Origin of the sequence: Sphingopyxis sp. LK2115 (assembly GCF_014595975.1) — a bacterium.
In the GTDB taxonomy this organism is placed as follows: domain Bacteria; phylum Pseudomonadota; class Alphaproteobacteria; order Sphingomonadales; family Sphingomonadaceae; genus Sphingopyxis.
Genome location: NZ_JABWGQ010000039.1, coordinates 128,637 through 142,007 on the forward strand (window position 1 = coordinate 128,637; position 13,371 = coordinate 142,007).

At 67.3% G+C, this 13,371-nt stretch carries 12 protein-coding genes; 6 read left to right on the forward strand and 6 right to left on the reverse strand.

Translation table 11 applies throughout. The features are described from left to right. Positions 1-178 precede the first annotated feature (178 nt). Both HUW43_RS07130 and HUW43_RS07135 read right to left on the reverse strand, forming a co-directional pair. Positions 179-2,542, reverse strand: a complete 2,364-nt coding sequence (locus HUW43_RS07130; RefSeq protein WP_188236734.1) for a sensor histidine kinase — start codon at positions 2,540-2,542, stop codon at positions 179-181. Positions 2,543-2,753: 211 nt separating this feature from the next. Further along, entirely contained in the window at positions 2,754-3,188 is a 435-nt protein-coding gene (locus tag HUW43_RS07135) for an MAPEG family protein (RefSeq protein ID WP_188236735.1), read from the reverse strand. 423 nt (positions 3,189-3,611) lie between these two features. On the opposite strand from HUW43_RS07135, the gene rpmF reads away from it, so the two are divergent. The 5 genes from rpmF to HUW43_RS07160 all read left to right on the forward strand — a co-directional run bounded on the left by rpmF (position 3,612) and on the right by HUW43_RS07160 (position 6,673). Next, a complete protein-coding gene (gene rpmF / locus HUW43_RS07140; protein ID WP_011541714.1) occupies positions 3,612-3,791 on the forward strand; it encodes a 50S ribosomal protein L32 in 180 nt (59 codons plus the stop codon). Positions 3,792-3,813: 22 nt separating this feature from the next. Further along, positions 3,814-4,848 carry a phosphate acyltransferase PlsX gene (plsX, locus tag HUW43_RS07145; RefSeq protein ID WP_188236736.1) on the forward strand — a complete coding sequence of 345 codons (1,035 nt, stop codon included), beginning with the start codon at positions 3,814-3,816 and terminating at the stop codon, positions 4,846-4,848. Beyond that, positions 4,845-5,810 carry a beta-ketoacyl-ACP synthase III gene (locus tag HUW43_RS07150; protein ID WP_188236737.1) on the forward strand — a complete coding sequence of 322 codons (966 nt, stop codon included), beginning with the start codon at positions 4,845-4,847 and terminating at the stop codon, positions 5,808-5,810. The genes plsX and HUW43_RS07150 overlap by 4 nt, the downstream gene beginning before the upstream one ends. 177 nt (positions 5,811-5,987) lie before the next feature. Next, positions 5,988-6,281 (forward strand): integration host factor subunit alpha, encoded by a 294-nt coding sequence (locus tag HUW43_RS07155; protein ID WP_188236738.1) that lies wholly within the window; start codon positions 5,988-5,990, stop codon positions 6,279-6,281. Positions 6,282-6,295: 14 nt separating this feature from the next. Next, complete coding sequence (locus HUW43_RS07160; protein ID WP_188236739.1) at positions 6,296-6,673, forward strand: MerR family transcriptional regulator; 378 nt, start codon at positions 6,296-6,298, stop codon at positions 6,671-6,673. Between the two features lie 150 nt (positions 6,674-6,823). Here HUW43_RS07160 and HUW43_RS07165 read toward each other — a convergent pair whose 3' ends face one another. The 3 genes from HUW43_RS07165 to HUW43_RS07175 are packed head-to-tail and all read right to left on the reverse strand — an operon-like array spanning position 6,824 to position 11,497. Then, entirely contained in the window at positions 6,824-7,375 is a 552-nt protein-coding gene (locus HUW43_RS07165; RefSeq protein ID WP_188236740.1) for a SixA phosphatase family protein, read from the reverse strand. A 58-nt stretch (positions 7,376-7,433) separates the two neighbouring features. Then, positions 7,434-10,169: an ATP-dependent DNA helicase gene (locus HUW43_RS07170; RefSeq protein ID WP_188236741.1), complete on the reverse strand. Its 2,736-nt coding sequence runs from the start codon at positions 10,167-10,169 to the stop codon at positions 7,434-7,436. Positions 10,170-10,225: 56 nt separating this feature from the next. Beyond that, complete coding sequence (locus HUW43_RS07175; protein ID WP_188236742.1) at positions 10,226-11,497, reverse strand: metal-dependent hydrolase family protein; 1,272 nt, start codon at positions 11,495-11,497, stop codon at positions 10,226-10,228. A 164-nt stretch (positions 11,498-11,661) separates the two neighbouring features. Between HUW43_RS07175 and HUW43_RS07180 the strand changes: the two genes are divergently transcribed. Continuing rightward, positions 11,662-12,192, forward strand: coding sequence for an FKBP-type peptidyl-prolyl cis-trans isomerase (locus HUW43_RS07180; RefSeq protein ID WP_188236743.1), 531 nt, complete (start codon positions 11,662-11,664; stop codon positions 12,190-12,192). Positions 12,193-12,251: 59 nt separating this feature from the next. Here the strand turns inward: HUW43_RS07180 and HUW43_RS07185 are convergent, their stop codons facing one another. After that, positions 12,252-13,364, reverse strand: a complete 1,113-nt coding sequence (locus tag HUW43_RS07185) for an AI-2E family transporter (RefSeq protein ID WP_188236744.1) — start codon at positions 13,362-13,364, stop codon at positions 12,252-12,254. Between the last annotated feature and the right edge of the window lie 7 nt (positions 13,365-13,371).

The window sequence follows — 13,371 nt, forward strand, 5'->3', positions numbered from 1 at the left end:
GATCGCAGCGATTTTCGATTCACGCGAAGGCGCTCGACAGTTCGGCGTTCGAGATATGCGGGGGCCTGTCGATCGGGCTTTTCTCCGCGTTTCGACGTGAATCTCCCTTTCTCCGCGCACGCTGCGCCTCTGCGCGAATCCTTCGTCGTTCCGCCAAAGGGCAAGGTGCAAAACACGATCAAGCGCCCCGCGGCAGGCTGATGCGCACCAGCGTGCCCTGTCCCGCCTCGCTTACCACTTCCATCGTCCCGCCGTGCGCCGCGACAAGCTGGCGCGCGAGGGCGAGGCCGATGCCGCCGGTGTCGGTGCCCGCCTGCTGTCCCCTGGCGACCGCGGCAGCGGCTTCGGGCATTCCGGGGCCGTTGTCGGAGACGATGATGTCGATCCCGCGCTTGTCGCCGTCGGCGTGAAGCAGCACGCGGCCGCCCGATCTGCGCACCGGCGCGGTGAAGCGCACCGCATTGTCGAGCAGCCCCGCGACGAGGCGCGCGAGTCGCGGCGCATCGCCATCGATGACGCCAATGTCGGCGGCGATGTTGCCCACCAGCTCGACCTTCTCGGCGTCGGCGAAGGGGCGCGTGGCCAGCAGCGCCTTGTCGAGCAGCGCGTGGACGTCGACCGGCGCGCGTTCGATCGCCAGCGTCCCCGCCTCGCCCTGCGCGAGGTCGAGCACATTGTCGATCTGGCGGCCGAGCACCGCGACCGAATCCATGATCGCATCGACATAGGCGCGCTGTTGGTCGCCCAGCTTGCCCGCATAGCCCGCCTGCAACATCTCGCCGAACCCCCCGATCGAGGTCAGCGGCGTGCGCAGTTCGTAACTCATCCGCGACAGGAACGCGGTCTTGGCCTTGTCGGCCGCTTCCAGCGCCTCGTTGCGTTCGCGCAGCGCGCCTTCCATCTTTCGGCTCGCGGTGATGTCCAGCATGATAAGCAGTGCATTGCCGTCGGGCAGCGGGATTGACGCAAAGTCGAAATGGCGCCCGTCGGCAAAGCGGATCTCGCCGGCGCGCTGCTGGCGTTCGAGCGTCGCGGCGCGGATCACTTCCTGGATAATGCTGATCTGGTTCGGCTTGGCGAGCCGGTCGGCGAGGCCGCCCATGAGCACGTCGACGCGGGGGTGCGCCGCAAGCGTCGGTTCATCGACGCCCCACAGGCGGCGGAAACGCTGGTTCCAGAGGTGGAGGCGGCCGTCGGGGGCAAAGACCGCGACCGCTTCGAACAGATTGTCGAAGGTGGCGGTGCGCACGCGCAGCAGCGTATCGCGCGCCCCCGCAAGCTGGACCTGTTCGGTCTTGTCCTCGGCGATCAGCAGCAACCCGCCGTCGGGGGTCGGCTGCGCGACGACGTGCAGGTGGGTGCCGTCGCGCAGGCGCCAATCCTCTTCGCTTGCCTCGGCCCGCGCAAACCAGTCGACATGGGCCTGTCGCCATTCGGGATAGTCGCGCACCTCGGGCGTCCGGCCGCGCTCGCGCCATGCGTCGAGCAGTCGCGCGAACGGCCGCGCTTCCGCCACATCGTCCGTTTCGAGTCCGAACAGGCGGCGAAAGGGCAGGTTGGCAAAGGCCAGGCCCTGATCGGGGGCGAATTGCGCGACCGCGGCCGACAGCCGGTCGAGCAGGTCGCGCTGCGTATCGACGAAGCGGCGGTGCGCGCCGCGCTCGCTTTCCAGTTCCTGAATGTCGATCGCATAGCCTGCAATCCCGATCATGCGTCCACCCTCGGGCGCCAGCGGCACATCGACGACGCGCATGATCCGCCGCTCGCCCTCGATCGTCACCGGGATGGTGCGCATCTGCGCGGCACCCGCTGCGCGCGCGGCGTCGGCGGCGTCGGTCGCGCTCACCCCCGCGACCGTTTCGCACAGCTCGATGCCGCCGTCGATCACCGCGGCGGCGCTCTTCGCCTCGACCGCGCGGACATAGGCGGCGTTGACAAGGGCGAGCCGCAAGTCGGTGTCCCGGAACCACATGGGGAAGGGCGCCGCCTCGATCAGCCCCGACAAGGCCTCGAACGCCGCCAGCGCCTCGTCGCGTTCGGCGCGGGCATGGGCGAGCGCCTGCTGTCCTTCGGTCGCGTCGCTGAGCCAGAGGAGCACGCTGCCCGTTCCACCAACCGCCTGCGGCGCGGCGGCGCCCTGGACGATGATCGTGCGATCGCTGCCTTCGGGTTTCAGGCTGATCTGAAAAGGCTTTGCGCCGCGCTGCGCGCCAAGGATCGCCTGGCGCAGCATGTCGTGACTTGCCGCGTCGAGTCCCTTGCCGATCCCGCACAGTTCGTCGAAATTGCGGGGACCGCGTTCGAGCCCCAGCCAGCGACCCAGCCGTTCGCTCGCCTCGATCCGCCAGTCGGCGCGAACGATCACCGGAAGCTGTGGCGATGCTTCGACCAGGCTCGCAAGCCGTTCGGCCTGTCCGGCGACGAACGCCGAACGCCGCTGCATCGCAATCCCGCGCAAAGTCGCCCACAATCCGGCGAGCAACCACAGCGCCGCGAACAGGCCAAGGGCAAACAGCAGGGTCGGGGAAAGCGTGCTGTTCATCCCGTCTTATGTCCTCGTTTGTCCGGATGTCCTGCGCGCATGATCGCCTGCCCTAAAGGCGATGGAGTCATGTTTCAATCGGATGTCGGCGCGGAACGGCGCGCCGCATCATCCGATGGGCGCGCCGTCCACGGTTTTTCTGATCGAAACGGCCGGGTCTTCGCCCACCATCGTCATCCCCGCCGTCGCCGGGATGACGCAGCAGGATGGGCTATTGCGCCACTTCGACCGTTTCGTCGATTTCGGTCGTGATGCTGGTGGGCGTCAGATAGACGATCGCCAGCGCGCCGAACGCGAGGCCGAGCTGGGTCAGCATGGTGATGATCGTGCCGACCATGCGGCCCCACATCATCCCGTCCATGCCGATCGCGTGCAGGATGCGGCCGACGAGATAGAGCGCGCCCACGCCCCACAGCCACATCGACGAGCCGAGGCCGAGTTCGACAAGCACGAGCAGGATCAGCACGAACGCCGTATTCTCGACAAAATTGCTGTGCGCGCGCATCCGCCGCGTCAGCGGCTCGTTGCCGCCATCGCCGATAAAGACCTTCTCCCTCGTCCGCACACGGCCGACGCGAACGGCAAGCCACAGGTTGAGCAGCGCCGCCCCCGCGGCAATCGTCAGGCTGATTGGCAGGATCATCATTCTGGCTTCCCCCTTATGCGCCGGTGGGTCCGGCGATGGAGCAGGATGTGGCATTGCCGGCAAGACAGGGCAAGCATTTGCGATATCCTTGACGCCACCCCCCGACCCGGTCCGGGTCCATGACGTCATCGCCACGGTGCCACGGTGGATGCCGGATCAGGTCCGGCATGACGACGGGAATGACGCCGCCGCTCTCCGCAGGCGCAATGGGCTTGCCTTTGCGGGCGAAAACGCTATAGCCGCGCCCGATCCGGCACCCGACACCTTCTGGCGTTGAGGCACCCTCCGGCAGAAGATTTGTCCCGTTCCACCAGGGCGGGATCGGGCTTCGGCTTGGCGGGCGGGCCAGTCATTCCCGGCGACGGGCGCGACAAATCCGGGCAGCCGATTCGTGACACACTATTTGAGAATGCAGGAAAAATCATGGCCGTTCCCAAGCGAAAAACCTCGCCCTCGAAGCGCGGCATGCGTCGCAGCCACGACAGCCTGAAGGTCGAAGCCTTTCAGGAATGCCCCAACTGCGGCGAACTGAAGCGTCCGCACAATCTTTGCAACGCCTGCGGCCACTATAACGGTCGCGAAGTGGTGTCGGTCGGCGCGTAATCATTCGGCCGGAGGGGTTTAGATGGCACTGACACCGCGAATCGCAATCGATGCGATGGGCGGTGACGTCGGCGTGCGCGTGATGCTCGCCGGCGCCGCGATGGCGCGCCACAAGCATGACGGCCTTCGTTTCATCCTCGTCGGCGACGAGGAGCGGATCAAGGCGGCGCTCGACAACCATCCCAACCTGCGCGCGGCGTCGGACATCATCCACACTGACGGCGTGGTGTCGGGCGAAGACAAGCCGAGCCAGGCGCTGCGCAAGGCGAAGAGCACCTCGATGGGGCTGGCGATCGACGCGGTGAAGCGCGGCGACGCCGGGGGCGCCGTGTCGGCCGGTAATACCGGCGCGCTGATGGCGATGGCGAAGCTCGCGCTGCGCACCATGCCGGGGATCGACCGGCCCGCGCTTGCGGCGCTGTTGCCGTCGCTTGGCGACAATGACGTCGTGATGCTCGACCTTGGCGCCAATACCGAATGCGATGCGACCAACCTGACCCAGTTTGCCGTCATGGGCGCGGCCTATGCGCGCACCGCGATGGGGCTGGAACGCCCGCGCGTGGCCCTGCTGAACATCGGCACCGAGGAATTGAAAGGCACCGACGAAATCCGCGAGGCCGCGGCGCTGCTGCGCGGCGCCGAAGGGCTGCCGATGCAGTTCACCGGCTTTATCGAGGGCGACAAATTGTCGCGCGGCGATGTCGATGTGATCGTCCACGACGGCTTTTCGGGCAATATCGCATTAAAGACGATCGAGGGGACGGCGCGCTTTGTGACGGATCTCCTCCGCCGCGCCTTTACCTCGTCGACGCGCTCGAAGATCGGTTTCCTCATCTCGCGCCCCGCGACCGAGTTGCTGCGCCACCATCTCGACCCCAATAATCACAACGGCGCGGTGTTCCTCGGCCTTAACGGCGTCGTTCTCAAAAGCCATGGCAGCGCCGATGCCAAGGGGGTGGCGAACTGCGTCCACCTGTGTGCCGAACTGATCGAAAAGGATATTACCCGCCAGGTGACCGAGGATCTCGCGAATTTCCGCCGCGGCGACGCCGCATGACGCGCCGCGCGATCCTGAAGGGCACCGGCTCGGCCCTGCCGCGCACGCGCGTCTCCAACGCCGAACTCGCCGAGCGCGTCGATACAAGCGACGAATGGATCGTCGAACGCACCGGCATTCGCTTTCGCCATATCGCCGAACCCGACGAGACGACAGCAACGCTTGGCGCCGACGCCGCGCGGCAGGCGCTTGAAGCCGCGGGACTTCAGCCTGCCGACGTCGGGCTGATTATCGTCGCGACCGCGACGCCCGACAACACTTTCCCGGCGAGCGCGACCAAGGTGCAGGCGCTGCTCGGCGCGCCCGATTGCATTGCCTTTGACGTTGCGGCGGTCTGTTCGGGATTCCTCTATGCCGTGTCGGTTGCCGACGCGATGCTCCGCACCGGCGCGGCAAAGCACGCGCTGGTGATCGGCAGCGAGACGTTCAGCCGCATCCTCGACTGGGAGGACCGCACGACCTGCGTTCTGTTCGGCGATGGCGCGGGCGCGGTGGTGCTGTCGGCCGAGGATGTCGCGGACGACCGCGGTATCCTCGCGACACGGCTCCATGCCGAGGGGCAATATAGCGACATGCTCTATGTCGACGGTGGCCCCTCGACCACGGGCACGGTGGGTCATGTGCGGATGCAGGGGCGCGAGGTGTTCCGTCACGCCGTTACCAACCTCGCGGCGGTGCTGGGCGAAGTGATGGCCGAGGTCGGGCTTTCGGCCGACGACATCGACTGGGTGGTGCCGCACCAGGCGAACAAGCGCATCATCGACGCGACCGCGAAAAAACTGGGCCTGCCCGCCGATCGCGTCGTGCTCACGGTCGATCGGCACGCGAACACATCGGCGGCGTCGGTGCCGCTTGCGCTCGACCTTGCCGTCCGTGACGGACGCATCCAGCGCGGTGACCTCGTGGTGCTCGAAGCGATGGGCGGCGGTTTCACCTGGGGCGCAGCCGTCCTGCGCATCTGATCGCCCAGGCGGCTCGCGTTCGCGCAGCGGCGCTCGTCGCGTCAACTTCTCCGTCCATCCGTTTCAGTTTGGCGGATTTATTCGGATTTGTTACATATAGGTTGCGAGACTCGCGACGGTGGGGGCTGTCGGGGGGATTGATCGCACCAATCACTTCAGGAGGGGGAAGGGATCAACATGTCCGCAGGAACGCTCACGCGCGCCGATATTGCGAGCCGGATCAATCAGCAGGTCGGGCTGTCGCGCAACGAATCAGCCGCCATCGTCGAATCGATTCTGGATCATATGTCCGATGCGCTTGCCGCGGGGCAGAATGTGAAGATTTCGGGCTTTGGCACTTTTGTCCTGCGCGACAAGGCGCAGCGAATAGGCCGCAATCCAAAGACGGGCGTTGAGGTGCCGATCCTGCCGCGGCGCGTGATGACCTTTCGCGCCAGCCAGTCGATGCGCGCCCGCGTCGCGGGCAAATAGGCCGGTCCTGACGCATGGCGGCATTGGACGGTTCCCACGATGGCGGCAAGGCATCGGGCGCCATGCTGTCGATCGGCGAACTGGCGGAGCGCATCGGGGTGCCGACGCACGTCCTGCGTTATTGGGAAACGCGCTTTCCGCAACTGAAGCCGCTCCAGCGCTCGGGCCGCCGCCGCTATTACCGCGCCGAGGACGTCGCGCTGGCGGAACGCATCCATCATTTGCTGCATGTGCAGGGGTTCACTGTCGACGGCGCGCGAAAGGCATTGTCGGACACGAGCGTAGAGGTCGCCGCGCCCGCGACCGGCAATGGTGTGGCGCGCGAAGCCATGGGTGTTCCGGTGGAAGCACTTGTTGCGCTTCGGGCGCGACTGGCGGCAGCGCTGGGCTGAATCGACGCGCTCGCCGGGCAGCGATGGCGGTTTCGGGGTGGATTCGAGACGTTCCCTGCCATCCGTTCGCGTCTCGACTTCGCGCGGTGCGAACGGATGGAAGGAATGGCGATGGCCGCGTCCGGTCGAAACCGACCGCGTGACAGGCTCTTAATCCTCGTCCATCGCGGGCGCCAGCGCGGGGTCGAGGTCGCGCGGGCGGATGAAATCGGCAAATCGCGCCATGTTGACGTCGAGGTCGTGCCAGTCGGCAATGTCGATCTCAAGACGCGCGAGCGCCGATGTAGGCAGTTTTTCTTCGACCTTTGCGCGCATCGCGTCGCTGTCCGATACCGGAACGAGCATCAGGATCAGATCCTCCAGACCCGGATTATGACCCGAAATCAGAAGATTGTCGGCGTTGCGGCCGGTGTCGCGGATGACGTCGATCAAGGTCGCCGCCGAGGCGAGATAGATGCGGCGGTCCCAATGCGGCTCGATCGCGTCCAGTCCGGCGGCGGGCTGGAAGATGTCGAGCGTTTCGGTGACGCGCACTGCGGGCGACGCAATGATGCGGTCGACGGGCAGCTTCTGCCGCTTCAGCCATTGACCGACGATTTCGGCGCCGCGCGCGCCGCGCTTGTTGATCGGACGATCGAAATCGCGCTCGACGGCCACGTCCCAACCCGATTTGGCGTGGCGCAAGATGGTCAGAGTTTTCAAAACCGCTCCCCGAACTGCCTTCGATCCTCTCAGTCGAACGCTCTGTGCCGCAATCTCGTTATGGTGAAAAGGCGGGATATGCCCTTTTTCGCTGTTCCCCGTTTGCCGCGGCGACATGGCTCACCGCTTCATCGAGCGACAGGCGGCGGATCGGCGTGCCTTCCGGAAAAGCGCTGAGCAGCCGTGAGGGGACGCTGGGCGACAGCATCACGAACTGGCCGAAATCGTCGGCGCGGCGGATCAGGCGGCCGAACGCCTGCGCGATGCGGCCGCGGATCACCATATCGTCATAGGCGCTGCCCCCCTGTGCGGCGCGCCGCGCCGCGTGCAGGATCGTCGGGCGCGGCCAGGGCACGCCTTCCATCACCACGAGCCGCAGCGAATCGCCCGGCACATCGACCCCGTCGCGCAGCGCATCGGTGCCGAGCAGCGAGGTGTGCGGATCGGCGCGAAAGATGTCGATCAGCGTGCCGGTGTCGAGCGGATCGACATGCTGTGCGAAGAGTGGAAGCCCCGCCCGCGCGAGCCGGTCGGCGATGCGCGCGTGGACGATGCGCAGCCGGCGGATAGCACTGAACAGCCCCAGCGCACCGCCGCCTGCCGCCTCGATAAGTCGGCTGTAGGCGCCGGCCAGCGCCGCCAGGTCGCCGCGCGCGATGTCGGTGACGATCAGCACCTCGGCCTGCCGCGCATAGTCGAAGGGGCTGGGCACCGCGAAATGGCGGACGCCGCCGTCCATATGGCGCGCGCCGGTGCGGATGTCGGCCTCGATCCAGCCGCCATCGCCGTGGCCGCCGCTGCGCAAGGTCGCCGAGGTGACGAGCACGCCGTGCGCCTGGCGGTAAACGATGTCGGCAATCGGCCGCGCCGGGTCGAGCCAGCGGCGATGCAGCCCGCAATCATATTCGCGTCCGTCGAAGCGGTCGACGCCCAGCCAATCGACGAAATCGGGATCGGCGGGTCCGCCGACGCGGCCGAGCAGCGACAGCCAGCCGCCCAACGTCTCAATGCGCGCGCTCAGACTGTGCCGCGCGCCGTCGACGCGCGCGCGCGCCTGTCCGTCGAGCCAGTCGGGCGGGTCTTCGATGAGCGATTCGAGCCGTTTGCCGAGCGCCATCAGCGGGCGGAGCAGCGATTCGATCGCGTCGCTCGCGCTCGCCGCCGCAGCGACCAGTTCGGGGTCGGGATCGGCGAGTTCGGTTTCGAGGCCATAGCCGCTGTCGGCGGTGCGCATATCGACCGCGCGCGCATAGACCATGGCGCGCGCGGCGACGAGCAGCCGCTCGATCGCGCCCCAGGGGGCATTCTCGGCGAGTCGGCCAAGCCAGCCGTCGCCGGGAAGCTCGGCGGCGGCGGCGATCGCCGCCTGGATCGCGCGGTCGCCCGCTTCGTCATAGCTGGCGACATCGGCAAGTCGCGCCGCCAGCCCGCGCCGCCGTCCGCGCGATTTTCCTTCGGGTCCCAGCACCCAGCGGCGGATCTCGACCGCTTCCTGCCCCGTCAGCGCCGCGGCGAACATCGAATCGGCGGCGTCCCACAAGTGATGGCCTTCGTCGAAGATCAGGCGGCTTGGCGCCGCGCCGGCGCTTTCGCGCGGTCGCGCCGCCTGCACCATCGTCAGCGCATGGTTGGCGATGACGATGTCGGCCTGCGTCGCGGCGCGCGCCGAGCGTTCGATGAAGCATTTGCGGAAATGCGGACAGGCTGCATAGATGCACTCGCCGCGCCGGTCGGTGAGCGCAGTCGTGCCGTTACGGCGGAAGAGGGCGGGGAGCCAGCCGGGCAGGTCGCCGCCGATCATGTCGCCGTCGCGCGTATAGGCGGCCCAGCGCGCGACAAGTTGCGCCAGGATCGCCGCACGCCCCGAAAAGCCGCCCTGAAGCGCGTCTTCCAGGTTCAGCAGGCAGAGATAATTTTCGCGCCCCTTGCGCACGACGACCTTTTCGCGGTGCGTGGCTGGGTCGGGATAGAGCTTCTCGGTCTCGCGCGCCAATTGGCGTTGCAGTGCCTTGGTATAGGTCGAAATGCAGATCGCGCCCGCCGACTGGTCGATCCACTGTTTCGCCGGAGCCAGATACCCAAGCGTCTTTCCGATCCCGGTTCCGGCCTCGGCGATCAGCATCCGCGGCGCTTCCTTGCGCTCGCGCGGCGCAAAGATCGTGGCGGCGGCGCGGGCATAATCCTGTTGGCCAGGCCGCCGTTCGGCGCCGTCGCCCGTCAGCCGGTCGAGCCGTGCGGCGACATCGTCGGCGTTGATCGTCACCTGACGCGGGGCGGCGCGCGGCGGCGCGTCTTCCCACTCGGGCAGGCGCGCGAACAGCCAGCGTTCGTTGCCGCCCGGATTCGCCAGCAGCGGCTGGATCAGCGGCGTCCATGGCCAACGCTGACGCGCCAGCGCCTGAATGCCGTGCCAGGCGCCCTCGCGCTCGGGCCAGTCGGGATCGCCCAGGCTCGCGAGCATCGCGGCGCTCGCCCTCGGCAGGAATGCCGCGATCGCATCCTCGGTCCCCGGCGGCGTCAGGCCCAGCGCGGCGCCGATCCCCGCAGGCGTCGGCACCGCGAAGCGCGCCGGATAGAGGAATGCGAACAGTTCGAGCAGGTCGAGCCCGGAGAGTTCGGGATAGCCGAGCCGGTCGCCGGTCAGCGTCGCGTTCAGCAGCAGGTGCGGCGTCGCCGCGACCGCCGCGATCGCTTCGCCGCGCCCGACACGCTGCACGCGGCCCTTCGCATCGGCGATCCAGATGCCGACATGGCTCGCATGGATCGCGGGCAGGGAGAGCGGATCGGGCGCCATGGCCCCACGCTAGGGACAAAAGGCGAACACGGCAAGGCGCCGCGCGCCCGACCGCGTCAACCGGCGATCCGCCCGCGCACCATCACCCAGTCGACCGTTTCGAGCGCGCGCACGTCGCTGAGCGGGTCGCCGGCCACCGCGATCATGTCGGCGGACATGCCCGGTGCGATGCGGCCGATCTCATTTTCCATCGCAAGCAGCTTTGCGGCCACGGTGGTTGCGCTCGCCAGCGCCTCGGCAGGGGTCAGCCCATATTTTACGAGCAGCGCGAACTCCTGGCCGTTGCGGCCATGCTCGAACACGCCGGCGTCGGTGCCGAAGGCGACGGGCACGCCCAGCGCCCTGGCGCGGCTCACCGCCTTGCCGACGTCGTTCAGCGTCATGCGCACCTTGTCCTCGACCGTCGGCGTGTAAATACCCTTGCCCAGCCGCTCGCGAATCCCCTCGAACGCCATCAGCGTCGGGACCAGATAGGTGCCCTTGGCCTTCATCACCTTGAGCGCGGCGTCGTCGGCAAAGGTGCCATGCTCGATGCTGTCGATCCCCGCGGCGGCCGACGCGGCGATGCCGCCCGCGCCATGCGCATGCGCCATGACCTTCAGCCCCAGCGAATGCGCCGTGTCGGCGATGCTTTGCAATTCGGCGCTGGTGAAATGCCCCTCCAGCCCGCGCGCTTGCTGTGACAGCACGCCGCCGGTCGCGGTGATCTTGATGACGTCGGCCCCCGCGCGCGACGCCTTGCGCACCTTTTCGGCGCATTCGAGCGCGCCGGTGCAGGTATAGCCCTGGTCGAGCACATCGTGGACATCTTCGCGAAATCCGGTGACGTCCCCGTGCCCGCCGATGATCGACAGCGACGGGCCCGCGGCAATGATCCGCGGCCCCTCGATAAATCCTTCCGTGGTGCCGCGGCGCAGCGCATAGGCGGTGTATTGCGCCGATCCGGCCTCGCGCACGGTCGTAAAACCCGCCCGCAGCGTCAGCGCGGCGTTCTTGGCGCCGACGACAACGCCCCATTCGTCGGGATCGACCGCTTCGTTACGGAAATCGCCGCCGGGATCGCCGGTCAGATGGACGTGAAGGTCGATAAGGCCGGGGAGCAGCGTCTTGTCGCCCAGGTCGACGATCTCGGCGCCGGGTGGTGCCTCGACGCGGCCCGGCGCGATGGCGGTGATCCGGTCGTCGGTGACGGTGATCGTCGATGGTCCCTGCGCGGGCTTTGCGGCGTCGGTGATGACGCGGCCTGCGTAGATGACCATGGTTTTGGCGTTCGCCGTCGTGCCGAGCAGCGCCAGTGTGACAGCCGCGACCCATCCGAGTTTGCGCATTCAATCCCCCTCTATGATCGCGCCATGGTGGCGCGCCGCATGGGGGAGGGCAAGGGGGAATGATGGCCGCTTCCCGCATTTGCCTCTGGACCGCGTGACGCCGCTCCGCCTATAGGCCTCGCCGACAGTTTGCGCCGACGGCGCTTGCGGAAGGATCAGCTGAGATGAGCGTGACGACGGTTCCATTGCGCCCGGTGAACAAGGGCGGGCTGTGGCTGATGTGGCTGGGCGTGATCGCGCTGATCGTTGCAGCGGCGGCGTTCGCGTGGCACATGACCCCGCGCATCGGCTTCGAGGTTGTCAAGGAAGGCAGCGGCCCCAGCCCGACCAGGGCTGACGTCGTGCTCGTCAAATATGAAGGCAAGCTTGCCGACGGCACCGTCTTCGACGCCAATGAACAGGCACCGATGCAGGTCGCCGGGGTCGTGCCCGGCTTTTCCGAAGCGTTGACGCGGATGCGCAAGGGCGGCGAATACAAGGTCACCATTCCGCCGCAACTCGGCTATGGCGACCGCGCGGTCGGACCGATCCCGGCGAACAGCACGCTGCACTTCACCGTCACCTTGCTCGACTTCCGGTCGGAGGCCGAGGTTCGCGCGATGCAACAGCAGATGCAGCAAATGCAACAGATGCAGCAGCAACAGATGCAGGGCGGCGCCGGTGACGCACCTGCGCCCGCAGCGCCGCAACGCTGAGGTCAAAACGCCGTCATCCCGGCCGTCGCCGGGACGATGATCCGCCAAGGTGGTCGGCATCAGCTGGAAGTCGCCGCTTTCCCGTCCGCCGTCCCCGCGTTGCGCTCGGCCTCGCGCTCCAGCGCGACCTTTATCATTGCGACGATCGGATCGGCGAGCAAGAGGCCCATCAGACCGAGCAGCGCGCCAAGCAGGATCTGCGCGCCAAGCACCAGCGCGGGGGCAAGGTCCACGGTCTTTTTCGCGACCATCGGCACGATCAGATAGCCGTCGACCGTCTGGACGATCAGATAGATTGCGATCGCCCAAAGCCCCGTATCGGTTCCCGCCGAAAAGCCGACGAGGACGAGCAGCACGCCCGACAGGATCGCGCCGATGTTGGGAATGAAGGCGAGCAGTCCGGTGAGCAGCCCCATCAGCGCCGCCATCGGAATGCCGACGGCAAGGCAGGCGAGCCACGTCACCACTCCCTCGACGAACATGCCGAGCAGCCGCCCCGCCATCAGGCGGCGGAGCGTGAAGCCCATGCGCGCGGTGGTGATATAGAAATTTTCCCTGGACTTCATCGGCAGCATCCACGCGACGCCGCGCTCATAGAGACGGGGTTCGATCGCGATGAAGATGCCGAGGACGACGATCATCACCAGGCTGGTGAGCGCGCCGAGCACGGTGCCGACCGCGGCGGTGATGCGGCCGACGGTGCCCGCGATATTGTCGGCGATCGTCTTGGTATCGAGCTGGAAGCTGCCCATGCCGTGATCGCTCGCCCAGGCGGCGATGCGTTCGACCTGACCCATGACCACGCTTTGCAGCGTCGCCGCCTGATCGGCGATCTGCGAGCCCGCGAACAGGATCGTCCACGCGAGAAAGGCCATTAGCGTGAGGCAGACGATCAGCAGCCGCCAGCCGCGCGCGATCGGCAGCAGGCGGCCGAGCAGGCGGGTGCCGCCATCGAGCATCGACGCGAGCACGATGCCGGCGAAGATCAGCAGGATCGGCTGGATCAGGATGATGCAGACGCCGATCAGCAGCGCGAGGCCCAGCCACACGCCCGCTTTCAGCAATTCGGCACGGACGAGCTGGCTGCGGATTTCAGTAGGGCCGGGCGCTTCGCGGGTCGCGTCATAGGCGGTGGAGGAGCGTATCCGACTTGCTTTCCTCGTCTCCGCCATCGCCGAT